19 protein-coding genes and 3 tRNA genes are annotated in these 13,737 nt (G+C 67.7%); 7 read left to right on the forward strand and 15 right to left on the reverse strand.

The window, feature by feature from the left end; translation table 11 throughout:
- Positions 1-30: 30 nt before the first annotated feature.
- From secE to R2K23_RS18535, 10 genes are all read right to left on the reverse strand, one after another.
- The gene (gene secE / locus R2K23_RS18490) at positions 31-474 is read right to left on the reverse strand and encodes a preprotein translocase subunit SecE (protein ID WP_316511586.1); all 444 of its coding nucleotides are present in this window, start codon (positions 472-474) and stop codon (positions 31-33) included.
- 84 nt (positions 475-558) lie between these two features.
- A tRNA-Trp gene (locus R2K23_RS18495) sits at positions 559-631 on the reverse strand.
- Positions 632-829: 198 nt separating this feature from the next.
- Positions 830-1,333 (reverse strand): (3R)-hydroxyacyl-ACP dehydratase subunit HadC, encoded by a 504-nt coding sequence (gene hadC / locus R2K23_RS18500; protein ID WP_316511588.1) that lies wholly within the window; start codon positions 1,331-1,333, stop codon positions 830-832.
- A gap of 16 nt (positions 1,334-1,349) precedes the next feature.
- Complete coding sequence (hadB, locus tag R2K23_RS18505; RefSeq protein WP_316511590.1) at positions 1,350-1,778, reverse strand: (3R)-hydroxyacyl-ACP dehydratase subunit HadB; 429 nt, start codon at positions 1,776-1,778, stop codon at positions 1,350-1,352.
- Positions 1,765-2,217: a (3R)-hydroxyacyl-ACP dehydratase subunit HadA gene (gene hadA / locus R2K23_RS18510; protein WP_396893635.1), complete on the reverse strand. Its 453-nt coding sequence runs from the start codon at positions 2,215-2,217 to the stop codon at positions 1,765-1,767. Before hadA ends, hadB begins: the two co-directional genes overlap by 14 nt.
- A gap of 87 nt (positions 2,218-2,304) precedes the next feature.
- On the reverse strand, positions 2,305-2,472 hold the full coding sequence (gene rpmG, locus R2K23_RS18515; RefSeq protein ID WP_069392819.1) for a 50S ribosomal protein L33: 168 nt from the start codon (positions 2,470-2,472) through the stop codon (positions 2,305-2,307).
- Positions 2,473-2,510: 38 nt separating this feature from the next.
- A tRNA-Met gene (locus R2K23_RS18520) sits at positions 2,511-2,584 on the reverse strand.
- A gap of 38 nt (positions 2,585-2,622) precedes the next feature.
- A tRNA-Thr gene (locus R2K23_RS18525) sits at positions 2,623-2,695 on the reverse strand.
- A 142-nt stretch (positions 2,696-2,837) separates the two neighbouring features.
- Positions 2,838-4,085, reverse strand: coding sequence for a globin domain-containing protein (locus R2K23_RS18530; protein ID WP_316511594.1), 1,248 nt, complete (start codon positions 4,083-4,085; stop codon positions 2,838-2,840).
- The gene (locus R2K23_RS18535) at positions 4,082-4,531 is read right to left on the reverse strand and encodes an RrF2 family transcriptional regulator (RefSeq protein ID WP_316511595.1); all 450 of its coding nucleotides are present in this window, start codon (positions 4,529-4,531) and stop codon (positions 4,082-4,084) included. Before R2K23_RS18535 ends, R2K23_RS18530 begins: the two co-directional genes overlap by 4 nt.
- A gap of 101 nt (positions 4,532-4,632) precedes the next feature.
- Between R2K23_RS18535 and R2K23_RS18540 the strand changes: the two genes are divergently transcribed.
- The 3 genes from R2K23_RS18540 to R2K23_RS18550 all read left to right on the forward strand — a co-directional run bounded on the left by R2K23_RS18540 (position 4,633) and on the right by R2K23_RS18550 (position 6,760).
- Positions 4,633-5,367 carry an MBL fold metallo-hydrolase gene (locus R2K23_RS18540; protein WP_316511597.1) on the forward strand — a complete coding sequence of 245 codons (735 nt, stop codon included), beginning with the start codon at positions 4,633-4,635 and terminating at the stop codon, positions 5,365-5,367.
- A 92-nt stretch (positions 5,368-5,459) separates the two neighbouring features.
- Positions 5,460-6,158: a crotonase/enoyl-CoA hydratase family protein gene (locus R2K23_RS18545; protein WP_316511600.1), complete on the forward strand. Its 699-nt coding sequence runs from the start codon at positions 5,460-5,462 to the stop codon at positions 6,156-6,158.
- 8 nt (positions 6,159-6,166) lie between these two features.
- The gene (locus R2K23_RS18550) at positions 6,167-6,760 is read left to right on the forward strand and encodes a TetR/AcrR family transcriptional regulator (protein WP_316511602.1); all 594 of its coding nucleotides are present in this window, start codon (positions 6,167-6,169) and stop codon (positions 6,758-6,760) included.
- Here the strand turns inward: R2K23_RS18550 and R2K23_RS18555 are convergent.
- The gene (locus R2K23_RS18555) at positions 6,757-8,409 is read right to left on the reverse strand and encodes a nuclease-related domain-containing DEAD/DEAH box helicase (RefSeq protein ID WP_316511605.1); all 1,653 of its coding nucleotides are present in this window, start codon (positions 8,407-8,409) and stop codon (positions 6,757-6,759) included. The genes R2K23_RS18550 and R2K23_RS18555 overlap by 4 nt on opposite strands.
- A 148-nt stretch (positions 8,410-8,557) precedes the next feature.
- Here R2K23_RS18555 and R2K23_RS18560 point away from each other — a divergent pair, with 148 nt between their 5' ends.
- The gene (locus R2K23_RS18560) at positions 8,558-9,538 is read left to right on the forward strand and encodes a pirin family protein (RefSeq protein WP_316511607.1); all 981 of its coding nucleotides are present in this window, start codon (positions 8,558-8,560) and stop codon (positions 9,536-9,538) included.
- Positions 9,538-9,870: a GNAT family N-acetyltransferase gene (locus R2K23_RS18565; RefSeq protein WP_316511610.1), complete on the forward strand. Its 333-nt coding sequence runs from the start codon at positions 9,538-9,540 to the stop codon at positions 9,868-9,870. The genes R2K23_RS18560 and R2K23_RS18565 overlap by 1 nt, the downstream gene beginning before the upstream one ends.
- Positions 9,871-9,874: 4 nt before the next feature.
- Here the strand turns inward: R2K23_RS18565 and R2K23_RS18570 are convergent, their stop codons facing one another.
- Both R2K23_RS18570 and usfY read right to left on the reverse strand, forming a co-directional pair.
- Positions 9,875-10,099 (reverse strand): hypothetical protein, encoded by a 225-nt coding sequence (locus tag R2K23_RS18570; protein ID WP_316511612.1) that lies wholly within the window; start codon positions 10,097-10,099, stop codon positions 9,875-9,877.
- Positions 10,100-10,254: 155 nt separating this feature from the next.
- Positions 10,255-10,566, reverse strand: coding sequence for a protein UsfY (gene usfY, locus R2K23_RS18575; RefSeq protein WP_316511614.1), 312 nt, complete (start codon positions 10,564-10,566; stop codon positions 10,255-10,257).
- Between the two features lie 197 nt (positions 10,567-10,763).
- Between usfY and R2K23_RS18580 the strand changes: the two genes are divergently transcribed.
- On the forward strand, positions 10,764-11,465 hold the full coding sequence (locus R2K23_RS18580) for a hypothetical protein (protein ID WP_316511617.1): 702 nt from the start codon (positions 10,764-10,766) through the stop codon (positions 11,463-11,465).
- A 1-nt stretch (position 11,466) separates the two neighbouring features.
- On the opposite strand, the gene R2K23_RS18585 is transcribed toward R2K23_RS18580, so the two are convergent.
- Entirely contained in the window at positions 11,467-11,823 is a 357-nt protein-coding gene (locus R2K23_RS18585; RefSeq protein WP_316511619.1) for a DoxX family protein, read from the reverse strand.
- A 133-nt stretch (positions 11,824-11,956) separates the two neighbouring features.
- Here R2K23_RS18585 and R2K23_RS18590 point away from each other — a divergent pair, with 133 nt between their 5' ends.
- Positions 11,957-12,772, forward strand: coding sequence for a sigma-70 family RNA polymerase sigma factor (locus tag R2K23_RS18590; RefSeq protein ID WP_316511622.1), 816 nt, complete (start codon positions 11,957-11,959; stop codon positions 12,770-12,772).
- Here R2K23_RS18590 and R2K23_RS18595 read toward each other — a convergent pair.
- Positions 12,762-13,577 (reverse strand): tryptophan-rich sensory protein, encoded by an 816-nt coding sequence (locus R2K23_RS18595; RefSeq protein WP_316511623.1) that lies wholly within the window; start codon positions 13,575-13,577, stop codon positions 12,762-12,764. The two genes, R2K23_RS18590 and R2K23_RS18595, sit on opposite strands and share 11 nt — an antisense overlap.
- Positions 13,578-13,737: the final 160 nt, after the last annotated feature.

The following is a 13,737-nucleotide window of genomic DNA, read 5'->3' on the forward strand; positions in this document are numbered from 1 at the left end:
GTCCTTCCTCACGTAAAAATCATCTGGTTTCTAGGCGAACACCAGCGTTACCAGTTCGGTCAACCCGATGTCTGCCAACGAGATCATCGCCACCATGAACGCCAGGAAGAGCAACACCACCGTGGTGTAGGTCACCATCTGCTTGCGGTTCGGCCAGATGACCTTGCGCAGCTCGTTGACGACCTCGCTCAGGTACGTCCAGACGAATCTGAACGGGGCCAGAATGCCACCGCCGGACGCGGCCTTGGCCTTCTTGGCCTTGCTCACCTTGGCGGTCTTCGCGGAATCCTCGGCGTCGTCGCCGGCCTCGGCATCCGCCTCGGCCTCGGTCTTGCTCAGTGCACGCTGCCGGGACCGCTTACCGGTCGGACGCGCCGGGGTGACGACCGCTGTCTGACCGACCCGCTTGGCTTCGGCCCCGTTGTCCTCGGTGCCGTCGCCCGTGGCGTCGGCACTGTCGCGCTCGTCGCTCACCGCACGCTCCTTAGCTTCACCCGTGGCCCGTCGGGCCCGTTAGTTCGCATCTTCCAGTGTCCACATTGCCAGTATTCAATTGAGCAGGGGCGACAGGACTTGAACCTGCAACCTGCGGTTTTGGAGACCGCTGCTCTGCCAGTTGAGCTACGCCCCTTCGAGTCCCTGCGGCACTCCTCACCTTCCCACGCTAGTTGGTCCCGGTTCGTCGTGTCCGCAAGTGCCCCACATAACTCGCGCGCTCTCCGGCGGTAATCGCAAACCGCCGGACAAGCGCGCTTGTTCTGGGAGAACCCCGAGGTACGAGTGTACATCGGGGAAACTCTGATCCACTAATCTCCCCCGGACCGCCGGCCTAATCGGCGACCCGGGTGACCTGACCGGTCGCCACGTCGAACTTGACCTTGGCCGATTCGTCACCCTGCTGGCCCATCAGCGTGGTGAACGCCTCCAGCACCACTTCACCGTGCTGATTGGTCAGCGTGTTGCGGGTGACCACGATGTCGGCGCCGAAGCGCTCGTCCACCGATTGCACGGTCATCACGGGATACAGATGGTCACCGACCTTGATCGGCTGGTGATACACGAACTGCTGATCCACCTGGACGATCTGCATGGTCTCCATGCCGACGTCGACCTTGCGGAAGAAGTCCTGCTGCACGATCAGGGCGACCGTGGAAACGAAGGTCAGGGGGGCCAGCAGCGTGTCGTAGCCGAGTTCGGCCGCGGCCGCCTCGTCGTAGAACGCGGGGTCGTCGTTCTTGACCGCCTTGGCGTACTCGCGCACCTTCTCTCGGCCCACCACGAAGTAGTCGTCGTACTTGTGGACCATGCCCCGGATGTCCGTCTTGAGCGCCATCGCTATCGATCCCCCGCTAGGCGAGTTTCGCCGTGGCGATCGCGCGGCCGAAGATCTTCTTGCCGCCCGTGGTGGCGTTGATGGCGATCGTCACCGACTTGCTCTCGGCGTCCACCGACTTCACCCGGCCATTGAAGACGATCTCGGCGCCCTTGGCGTCATTGGGCACCGGCACGACGGCCGTGAAACGCACGTTGTACTCGGTCACCGCGCCCGGATCGCCGACCCAGGAGGTCACGTAGCCGCCGCCGAGACCCATGGTGAGCATCCCGTGGGCGATGGCGGTGTCCAAACCCACCAGCTTGGCGGTCTCGTCGTCCCAGTGGATGGGGTTGAGGTCGCCGGAGACGCCCGCGTAGTTGACCAGGTCCTGCCTGGTCAGCGGGATGATCTTCTCCGGTAGCGTGTCGCCGACCTGGACCGAGCTGAACTCACGCAGAGCCATCGTTGAAGCCACTTTCTCCGTTTTCCTCGCTACGCCCCGCAAGCGTGGTGTAGGTCTCCTGCACTAACTTGCCGGCCTCGTTGGTGATGAGCACCTTGGTGACGATGATGTCCGTGCCGTGCGCCTGCCGGACGGAATCCACGTAGACGTCGCAGTACAGCTTGTCGCCGACCGCGATGGGCGCCAGGAACTTCAGCTCCTGGTCGACCTGGACGATCTTGGCGTCGGTGATGCCGATGTCGGCGTGATCGAAGAAGGCTCGCTGGCCCCGGTAACCGAAGACCGAGATGAACGTCAGCGGAGCCGGCAACCCCTGGTAGCCGAGTTCGGCCGCCGCATCCTCGTCGAAGAATGCGGGAAAGTCGTTCTTCACCGCGGTCGCGTACTCGCGAACCTTTTCCCGCTCCACCACGTAATGGTCGGGGTAGCGGTAATGCATCCCGACGATGTCTGGGGATAGTGCCACGGGCTAGAACCTACCTAGTAGATCTCGGAAACCGGTTGCGGCCTGCGCCGATGGAACGCGTCAGCGCGACTCACGGTGCGGCTGGTGCTTGCCGCAGTTGGGGCAGAACTTCTTCAGCTCGAGCCGGTCCGGATCGTTGCGGCGATTCTTCTTGGTGATGTAGTTGCGGTGCTTGCACACGTCGCAGGCCAAAGTGATCTTCGGCCGGACGTCGGTACTGGAGGCCACTTCGGCTGCTCTCCTCTGTCAGGTTCATGCTTGTCTTGTAGCGGTGGGGGGACTCGATCCCCCGACCTCACGATTATGAGTCGTGCGCTCTAACCAGCTGAGCTACACCGCCCCGATCGACGCGGTCGGCGCACCGTCCGGCGTCCACCGAGCCCCCTAACGGAATCGAACCGTTGACCTTTTCCTTACCATGGAAACGCTCTGCCGACTGAGCTAAGGGGGCCTACCTGCTTGGCGCCGCGCGCTCCGTCGCGATGATGGAGGGCGGGCCTTAAAGAGGGTACAGTCTGCACCTTTCGTACGCCAAACCGCTGGTCATTCGGGGTGTTTGAGGCCGAAATCGCCCGAACCGGCCCGCGCCGCCCTCAGCCCAACAACCAGTCGTTCGGGTTGAACAGCTCGCAGTGCACCCGCTGCTCGGGCACCCCGAGGGCGGTCAGCTGCGCCCGCACGGCCTGGACGAAGCCGTTGTTGCCGCACAGATACACCTCGGCGTCGGCCGCCGGCGCGGCCGACAGGCCACCGAGGTCCATCAGGCCCGCGTGCACGCCGGGGCGATCGCCGGTCAGCCCGTCCTCGTACCAGATGTCGAGACTGGCGTTGGGCAGCAGATCGACCAGTTCGGCCTGCCGCTCGCGCAACGGGTGCTGCTGGTCACCGCGGTCGGCGTGCAGCACCTGCACCGCGGTCTCGGGCTGCCGGGCGGCGAAGTACTCCAGCATGCCGATCATCGGGGTGATCCCGATGCCCGCCGAGATCAGCACCACGGGAGTCGCGGCGGACCCCGGCGCGGGCAGGTCCCCGAACGGCACGGTGACGTCGACCAGGTCGCCCACGCAGATGTTGTCGCGAATCCAGTTGGACACCTCGCCGGCGGGGGCGCCGTCGACGCCCTCGACCGGCTTGACCGCGAAGGTCAGCTCGCCGTTGCCGGGCACGTTGATGAGGCTGTACTGGCGCAGCTGTCGGGCGCCGTCGGACATCGTCACCCCCACCGACACGTACTGACCGGGCACGAATTCGCCGATCGGCCCGGCCACCGGCAGCACCGTGATCAGCACCGCGCCCGACGGGTCGGCCACCCGCGAGACCACCTTGGCGCGCCGGTAGACGTCACCGGCGGCCACGCCGGCCTCGGCGTACAGGTCGCGCTCCATGGCGATCAGGGTGTCGGCCATCATCCAATACACCCGGTCCCAGGCCGCGGCGACATCCGCGGTCACGGTGTCGGCACCGAGCACCGCGACGATCGCGGCGAACAGGTGCTGGTGCACGATCGGGTACTGCTCGGCGGTCACTCCCAGCGACGCGTGCTTGTGCCCGATCCGGGACAGCAGTTCGGCGGGGTGCGGCAACTCCGGGTCCACCAGATGGGTGGCGAACGTTGCGATCGAAGCCGCGAGCGCACGCTGCTGGGCGCCGCTGACCTGATTTCCGCGGTTGAACAGGTTGCGCAGCAACTCGGGATGGGCCTCGAACAGCATCGCGTAGAACTGCCCGGTGATCTCGTCGATGTGAGCTCCGATCAGCGGCAGCGTGGCCTTGACGAGCTCCGCGTGGTGCGGTTCGAGTTCGTCGTGGACGACCGGTGATTCGGGGGTGGTGACGGTCATCGTGGGTTCCCTTCTCCAGTGAGTTGCAGAACGACCGGAAGACTCTTGCTCCCGGCGAGGTCGGTGACGGTGTAGCGGTCGAGTTCGCGGTAGAAGGCCTCTTTGGCCTCGGCCAGCGCGCGGCGCAGGCGGCAGGCGGCGATCAGCGGACACGGGTTGTTCCCGCCGCATTCGATGACCTCGCGGTCGCCCTCGAGTTGGCGCACCAGCCAGCCGACCGACGCGGTGCGGCCGGCCTCGGTGAGCTCCAGCCCGCCGACCCGGCCGCGACGGGCGTGCACCATGCCCAGCTCGGAAAGTCGCGAGACGGCCTTGGCGACGTGATGCTCGGAGGCCGCCGCGCCGCTGGCGATCGTCCGGGTGGTGACGCGGCGCTGTTCGGACTCCCCGGCGGCCAGCAGCATCATGGCCCGCAATCCCAGGTCGGTGAACCGTGTCAGCTGCATGAGGCCGACGCTATTTTATTGCGCATCCGAGATGCGACTTTTGTCGGTGTGCCGTTAAACACCATTTGAACTGCGGTTTTTTGACCTGCAATGATGGTCACATGGCTACTCCCGCGGCTTCCGATTCCCAGAGCAGGCTCTACTTCCGGCAACTCCTGTCCGGGCGCGACTTCGCCGCCGGCGACATGATCGCCGACCAGATGCGCAACTTCGCCTATCTGATCGGTGACCGACAGACCGGCGACTGCGTTGTCGTCGACCCGGCGTACGCCGCGGGCGACCTGGTCGACATCCTCGAGGGCGACGGCATGCACCTGTCGGGGGTGCTGGTCACCCACCACCATCCCGACCACGTGGGGGGCACCATGATGGGCTTCACCCTGGCCGGCCTCGCCGAGCTGATGGAACGCCAGAGCGTGCCCATCCACGTCAACACCCATGAGGCGCAATGGGTTTCGCGCACCACCGAGATCCCGATGTCCGAGCTGACCGCCCACGAGCACGGCGACAAGGTGGCCGTCGGCGACGTCGAGATCGAGCTGCTGCACACCCCCGGCCACACCCCGGGCAGCCAGTGCTTCCTGGTGGACGGCCGACTGGTCGCCGGCGACACCCTGTTCCTCGAGGGCTGCGGCCGCACCGATTTCCCCGGCGGCGACGTCAACGAGATGTTCCGCAGCCTGCAGCAGCTGGCGGCGCTGTCCGGCGACCCGACGGTGTTCCCCGGGCACTGGTATTCGGCCGAGCCCAGCGCGCCCCTCGAAGAGGTCAAGCGGACCAACTACGTCTATCGCGCGTCGAACCTGGACCAATGGCGGATGCTGATGGGCGGCTGAGCAATCAGCGCGGGCGACACAACCTCTTGACGTTTCGTAACAACGTTACGTAACGTCGCGGACACCACCCGCCCCAGCCCCTGAGGAGCACCATGAGCGACCCGGTCACCTATCGCCATGACGACTCGATCGCCGTGATCACCCTCGACGACGGCAAGGCCAACGTGCTCGGCCCGCGCATGCAGGAGGCCATCGGCGCGGCGCTGGACCGCGCCGAGAGCGACGGGGTCGGCGCGATCGTGCTCGCCGGCAACCAGAAGGTGCTCAGCGGCGGCTTCGACCTCAAGGTGTTCCAGTCCGGCGACGCGGACGCGGCGCTGGCCATGCTCCAGGGCGGGTTCGAACTGACGCACCGACTGCTGTCGTTCCCCAAGCCGGTGGTGATCGCCTGCACCGGGCACGCCATCGCCATGGGCGCGTTCCTGTTGTGCAGCGGCGATCATCGAATCGCGGCCCCCGGCTACAACATTCAGGCCAACGAGGTCGCCATCGGCATGGTGCTGCCGTACGCCGCGCTCGAGGTGATGAAGCTGCGCCTGACCCCGTCGGCCCGCCAGCAGGCGACGGGGCTGGCGAAGGTGTACTTCGGCGAGGCCGCCCAGGCCGCGGGCTGGATCGACGAGATCGCCCTGCCCGAGGCGGTACTCGAGCGGGCCGAGGAGTCCGCACGCGAGTTCGCCAACCTGAACCAGCGCGCCCACCTCGAGTCGAAGCTGCGCGCACGGGCCGACGCGCTGGCCGGGATCCGGGCCGGCATCGAGAACATGGCGGCCGAACTCGGCCTGACCTGAGGCCGGGCGTGGCCAGACCCAAGCAGCGCACCCCGGAGCTGCGGGACAGGGTGCTCTCGACCGCGGTCGAAGTGCTGGGCCAGGAAGGTTTCTCGGGCTTCACGACGCGCCGGGTCGCGCAGCGCGCGGGCACCTCGCTGCCGGCGGTCTACGAATTGTTCACCGACAAGGCCGGATTGGTGCGCGCGGTGTATCTCGAAGGCTTCCGGCGGCTGGCGCTTGCGCTGCTCGCGGTGCCCGAAACCGAGGCACCGCTGGCCGACCTGGAGCAGCTGATCGCGGCCTTCCGTCGGTTCTGCCTCGACTACCCCGCCCTGGCGCGGGTGATGTTCTCCCGCCCGTTCGAGGACGTCGATGCCTCCCCGGGCGACGTGCGCCCCGACGCCCCGACGGTGCGAGAGATCCTGCTGGCACGGATTCGGCGCTGCCTCGACGCCGGCGAACTGGCCGGCGACCCCGTCGACATCGCCCACGTATTGCTGGCTCTCGCACAGGGTTTGGCGGTCCAGGAGGGCGGCCACTGGCTCGGCCGCTCGGCGGCGTCGGTAGACCGGCGGTGGACGGCCGGCGTGCGGGCGGTGCTGCGCGGGTTCGCGGACTAGATGCCCAGCCGGCGGGCCAGATCCGGCCCGCCCACGGTCGCCACGAAATCCGGATCGCCGCACACCACCAGCTGGTCGCGGGCCCGGGAAAGACCGACGTAGAGCCGCTCGCGGGAGCGTTCGAACTTGGCCTGCTCGTTGACCACCAACACCACGGCCCGGCGTTCCAGGCCCTTGAATCCGAGCACATGGCCGTAGAACACCTGGTCGGCGTCCCAGAAACTGTCCCAGTACGCGTCGTGCCCCTCGGTCTGGCGGGCCACCTGTTCGGGGTGGCGGCTGCCGGTGGTCAGCAGCGCGACGTCCTCGGGACGCCAACCCGCGTCCAGCAGCAGGTCCACCTGATCGTCGCCGGCGGCCACGGCGTCGTCGGTGCCGCAGGCCACGAAGGTGACGGCCGGGCCCTCCCCGCCGAGGAAGCGCATCGGGTGGTCCACCAGCGGCTGGAATGCGGTGGCGATCTGCCGGGTGTTGCGCAGATTGTGGTCGAGGATCAGCGGCACCAGCGGAACCGGTGGCGCGCCGTGGCGGTCGAACACGCGTTGGCCCTCGTCGGTGAAGACGTAGATGCCGCCGGACTCGTCGTCGCGCAGCGAGGCCAGGATCGGGTCCCACCACGCGTCGGCGAAGTCCTGCGCCTCGTCGATCACCACGGAGTCGAACCGGTGGCCGGGTTCCAACGCGGCCGCCAACTCCGCCATCTGGTGCGGCAGGTCGTGCTCCCAGAACTTGACGGTCGCCTCGTTGCGCACGGACTCGTCGGGCCCCACCGGCGCACCCCAGGTCACGCCGAGCTCATGGAACTCGCCGACATAGGCCGGTTGTTGCCGCCGCGGCCACTTGGCCGTGATGCGCTGCAGGTAGCTGGCCAGGCCGTGGGAGTAACACACCAGCGCCACCCGTTGCCCGCGCTGCGCGAGCCGACGCGCCTGCTCGACGGCCAGAAACGTCTTGCCGCTGCCCGCTCCCCCGCGCACCTCCACCCGGGGCAACTGCCGGATGGCGTCCAGGATCACCGACTGGTGTTCGGTGAGGATGTCGGCCGCGTCCTCGTTCTCCAGCGCCCGCGCGACGACGTCGCGCTGCGGCAGCCCGCGCCCGCTGAGGACGACCTGCAGCGCCTCGATGCCGTCCGCGGCCAGCAGCGGCCGGTCCAGCTCCTGGTCGAGTAGCACCCGGGTGAGCCGAGTCGCGATGTCCGACAGATCATCGCGGTCGATGACCTTCCAGCGGGGACAGTCGGGCACCGCGAAATCGGCGGGGACCGCCGTATTGGGGAACACCACCACGTGATCCCACCGCAGCCGACGTTGCGTCCACTGCGGGTCGCTCTCGACGAAAGACCGCAGGGCATAACACGCTTCCCGGGCCTGGCGCACCGGTTCGATCTCGTGGTGCTTGCCGTCGCGGCGGCGCTGCAGCCAGCGTTGGCCGTCGTGGGTGACCTCCCCACCCTTGACCTCCAGGCAGACGATGCCGGCGCCCTCGATGGCGACGACGAAGTCGACCTCGTGGTCCTTGAGGTGGTCGGTGACCCGTTTGCCCGGAATCACCAGATCCGTCGGCCCCAACTGGGTCCGCAGCGCGTCCCACACGCGCCGCTCGGCCCCGTTGATCAGCCTTGGCACCTCACCCGGAGTAGTGACCACCCCGCGCCCCCCTTCACCATCGGCGTTCTGTTCGGCATGCTATCCGTCGACCCCGACAGTTGCGTTCTGCCTCGCCACCACGGACCATCGAGGTGATGGCGGTACCGATCGTCCCACCCACGGGTGGACTTGTCGCCGAGGAGGCGCCGTGAGCAACCTCGAGCTGGATCCCGTCGAAGTCGATTGCACGGCAGGGCCTTCCGAGCGCATCGAGATCCTCACGCCGCGCGATGTACCGCTGGGCGGCCCCCGCGCCATGCGGGTGCGCCGCACGCTGCCCCAGCGCCAACGGTCGATGGTGGGCGCCTGGTGCTTCGCGGACCACTACGGCCCGGAGGACATCCGGTCCCGGCCGGGCATGGATGTGGCGCCGCATCCGCACACCGGATTGGCAACGGTCAGTTGGTTGTTCAGCGGGGAGATCGAGCACCGCGACTCCGCCGGTGTGCACGCGATGGTGCACCCGGGTGAACTCAACCTCATGACGGCCGGCGCCGGCATCTGCCATTCCGAGGTGTCGACGTCGGCGACGAGCATCCTGCACGGTGTCCAGCTGTGGTTCGCGCTGCCGGCCGACACTCGCCACGGCGACCGCGGATTCGACCATTACGTACCGGAGCCGACGGCCGCCGGCGATGCGACGCTGCGGGTGTTCCTGGGATCGCTGGCCGGGTCGGCGTCGCCGGTGCGGACACCGACCCCGCTGCTGGGTGCCCAGATCGACCTGGCCGCCGGGGGCTCGGTGGGGCTGGACATCGATCCCGCCTTCGAGCACGCCGTGCTGCTCGACACGGGTGGCCTGACCGTTGCCGGAACCGCGGTGGCGCCGCACGAATTGGCCTACCAAGGCGTCGGGAAAACCTCGCTGACGCTGAACAACCCCGGGGCCGGCCGCGCTCGCGCCGTCCTGCTCGGCGGCCCGCCCTTCACCGAGGAACTGCTGATGTGGTGGAACTTCGTCGGGCGCACCCACGAGGAGATCGTCGAGTATCGCGAGCAATGGGAAGCCGGGGCCCAGCGGTTCGGGACCGTGCGCGGCTACCGGGGTGCGCGGGAACGGATTCCGGCTCCCCCGCTGCCGGCCACCCGCCTCAAACCACGTCAACCACCAACACGAAAGGTCCCCTGATGACTCTCACCGACAAGACCGGCGCGCCCGTCACCGTCACCAAGAAATCCGACCGCTTCACCGTCGGCGTGGACGGCGCCGAGGCGGGCTACGCCGAATACGTCGAACGAGACGGGCGGCGGGTGTTCTTCCACACCGTCGTCGACGACGAGTACCAGGGCCGCGGCCTGGCGACGTTGCTGATCGGCGAGGCGCTTTCGGCCACCCGCGACGAAGGCGTCCGCGTTGTCGCGGTCTGCAGCATGGTCGCGAGCTACGTCGACAAGCATCCGGAATTCGCCGACGTCACCGATGAGGCGACGCCGGAGTTCCGGGAGAGCCTGCCCGACTGAGCGGCTATGCGCCCACTCGGCTGAAGAAGGCCGCGCCGACGAGTCCGATGGCGATCGCCACCGCCGCCTGCCCGCTCATCACGGCCACCGCGACGCCGGTGACAACGGCGACGCCGATGAGGAACAAAAGCACCGCCATGAGTGCGCGGTGGCCGCTGATCGATCCACCCGCGGCGGGAGGCAGCGCCTTCTTGGACTGTCCCAACGGGCCGTCATCAAATCCGACCATTGCATTTCCCTTCACTTATGGCGTGGACCACAGTGTAGGACGTCGTGTGGGATAAAGCACACTGACACACGAAAACCGTTATGTAAGCACAGCTAAGCTATTTGCGCAGGTGAGGGCGCCGCAGGCCGCCGGCGCAGCCGCTCGGGCGGCCCGTGTCAGCTTGCGCGCAGGCGCGGCGCCCCGTCCGGATGCTCCGCCCGCCAGCGGCGCTCCACGCGGTTGACGCGCCGATGCTCCAGGGTGATCAACACCGTGCCCGCGGTGACGATGGCGCCGGCGATCAGCGCCAGCGTCAACGACAGCCCGGAGTTGCCGTAGGCCGACGCGGCCACCGTGCAAGCGATCAAGATGGTGCCGATCCCCAACAGGAGCAGTCCCGGCCACCACAGCGTGTCGATGAACGATTCGCCGGCCCGAGGCTGGGTGGTTCGAGCGTGATCGATGGGATCCCAATACGCGCCCTTCATTGCGGCTCCCTCCGTCGCAGAGATGCCACCAGGATACTCCTGCTGTGATGCGCATCACAGGCCCGCGCACGCCGCCCTCCAACTAGCCCAAACGTGAGTTTGGGCCGCTTTGTGCGAGAAGGTTTCGGCATTTTGTCGGTCTCGGCGCGCGCTCGGCGGGGTTGCGATCTTGCCACCCGCACAGCATCATCGCAGCCATGCGCCCCGCCGTCCGCCGCGCCGCGAGACCGCGGATCCGCGGCCCACTGTCCGCCGCCCTGTGCACGCTGACCGTGGCGGCGTGCACCGCGGCCCCCGCCACCCCGCCGGCCGAAGACTTTGCCTACCAACCGCTTTGGCCCTTCACCAGCCAGCAGGACGCCGACGGCGCCGCGGCCGGCCGGCACCGCGACGCCGGTGCCACCGCGCTCGCATTCACGCGAGACTTCCTGGGCTTCACCGACATTGACCGCATTGTGAACGTCACCGAGCGCGACGACGAGGCCTGGGTCGAGGTCGGGTATCGGCTTCCCGACGACCGGACGACGACGGCCGCCGAAGTCCACCTGGCCCGTTTCGGGTCCGGCCCCGACGCGCCCTGGGAAGTGGTCGGCACCCGCGACGGGGTTCTCACGCTGGAGTCGCCGCCCTACGGCAGCATCGCGGGGGACGTCATCGACGCCGGCGGCCGGATCAGCGGTGTCGACGAAAGCCTGCACCTGCAGGTGCGGCAGGTCGGCCGCGACGGCCCTCTCGGCGAGTATTGCTGCCTGCCGGCCGGCGGGGACAACCAACCGTGGTCGGCCCAGGTGACGCTCACCGAACCGGTGCAGCCGGGCACGCTGACCGTGGTGGTCTCGACGGGCGGGCACGTCGCCGAAGTGGAACGCTTCGCGGTCACCGGATTACGCGTGGGGTGAGTCACCCGGCTACCACCCCCACGAAGTACGCCGTGGCCGCGCCCGCAAGCAACAGGTAGAACGCGGGAAACGCGATGGTGTGGAGCACTCGTGCGCGGACGTGCACCACCACCGCGCCGATGAAGAACAGCACCAATCCGGCGCCCGCGGCGAGCCCGAGTCCCGGCACGGCGATCAGACCGACAGTCAGGCCCAGCGCCCCGGCCAGCTTCAGCGTCGCCAAATACGGCACCGCGGCACTGGAAACGCCGACTTCGGCGGAGTTCTTCAGCACGAAACCGGCGCGGGCGTAGTCGGCGACGGCGATCGCGGCGTTGGCGACGATGCACAACAGTGTCGCCGCGAGCAGCCCGCTCATGCCGATCGGGGGCGGGTCGAGGTTAGACGAACAGCAGTACGCTCATGCACGGACGGTTCCTCCGGTGTCTGTCGGTTCGATCGAGATGGCCTTCTCTGTCCCGACGCCGCGCACCGAGGAAAGGTGACACCTGGTGATATCGACAGCAGATTTCGAAGCGGCCCGACCACAATTGACGGCCATTGCATTCCGTCTCCTCGGTTCGCTGCACGACGCCGAGGACGCGGTGCAGTCGACCTGGCTACGCACCCACGGCGCCCGGACCGCCGAAGTTCGCAACAGCGCGGCGTGGTTGACCACCGTCGTGACCCGGATCTGCCTCGACCAGTTGCGCATCCGCAGCCGACGCGGGGAGGAACCGCTACAGGTGGACATGCTCCCGGGTGAGCAGGTAGCCGCCGACGAGGACTACCTGCAACGTGAACAGATCTCCCGGGCCCTGCTCGTACTGATGGACCGGCTCACACCCCCGCAACGCGTGGCCTACGTGCTCCACGATTTGTTCGACGTGCCGTTTGTCGATATCGCGCGGATCCTCGGCAGCTCCGCGGTGAGCGCCAAGAAGCACGCCAGCCGTGCGCGACAACGGGTGCGGGACGGTGAGGTGGTCACAGCCGCTGACGTCGATGCCGCCGTTGTCGACGCGTTTCTGGCCGCCGCCGGCGGCGGCGACATCGCCACGATGATCGCCCTGATGACCGAAGACTGCGTACGCCGTGTCGACGCCTCGCTGGTGCCGCCGGACACCTCGACGGTGACGACTGGACGGCGCGAGATCGCGGAAGAAACAACGCTTTTCGCCGACCGCATCCGCGCCTGCGTAGCGCTGAGCATCGACGGCCGGACAGTGCGGATCCTTGCGCCCGGGGGTCACCCGCTTGCGTTGGTCGCGCTCGAACTGCGAGACAACCTGATCAGCCGAATCGACATCGCCAGGTTCAGACCGTGACCTTGGCGGGCAACTCCCGGCGCCGCAACGCGTTGACCACCGCGACGCCGGCGAGCACCACGGCGCCGGCCAGTGCCGCGACGAACACCGAGGTGGTGTCGCTGAGTCGCACGGCCACGGCCACCAGCGCCCACACCAGCACGGCCACATACGCCGCGTCGGCGTACATGAAGCTCATGACCAACCCGAGTGCGGTGGCGACGACGATCATGATGACGCCCCACGTGGGCTCGGAGATGCCGAAACCGTTCCAGCCGGCGTCGTCGAGCGTGATGGTCGCGTTCGCGATGGTGGCCACCGAGATCCAGCCGAGGTAGACGCGGAACGGGATGTGCACGGTCCACAGCTCGAGTCGCGAGGCCGCCGGCCGGGCCGCCAGCATCCGGTAGATGACGATCAACGTCACCAGCAGCACGACCATCACCAGCATGCTCAGCGGGAACTGGTTGTAGTGCCACGACAGCAGCCAACTCGCGTTGGCCACCGCGGTGAGGATGTAGAGCGGGGCGATGGCCACGGCGGTGTCGGCATCGCGACCGCGGAAGACGCTCCATCCGAGGTAGCCCGTGTAGGCGATCAGGCCCACATAGATCAGGCTCCAGATGCTGAACGCGTACCCGGCCGGGATGAAGTAGACCTCGTAGCCACGGGTGACATCGCCGGTGGACTGGCCGTTGATCTGCATCGCGTTGGCCATGCCGTTGACCACCAGCATGGCCACCGTGGCGACGACGACGGCGACGGCCAACAGCGGGCCCTTCCCCGTCCGACTCTGGACTCCGGGGCTGGCATCGGGGGACGACATGCGGGGCTCCTTCTGACAAGTGCGTGTGCCAGCACTATGCCCACTACCGGCGCTTTTGAATCCGAAACCAGCGCAATCCCGGTCACAGTCCCCATACCCAGCTGCCGCACAGGCAGCCCATAGCTTTAGATGGTCTGCTAGATGAACTAAGTATGAACGA

Source organism: Mycolicibacterium sp. MU0050 (assembly GCF_963378085.1).
Taxonomy (GTDB): domain Bacteria; phylum Actinomycetota; class Actinomycetes; order Mycobacteriales; family Mycobacteriaceae; genus Mycobacterium; species Mycobacterium wendilense.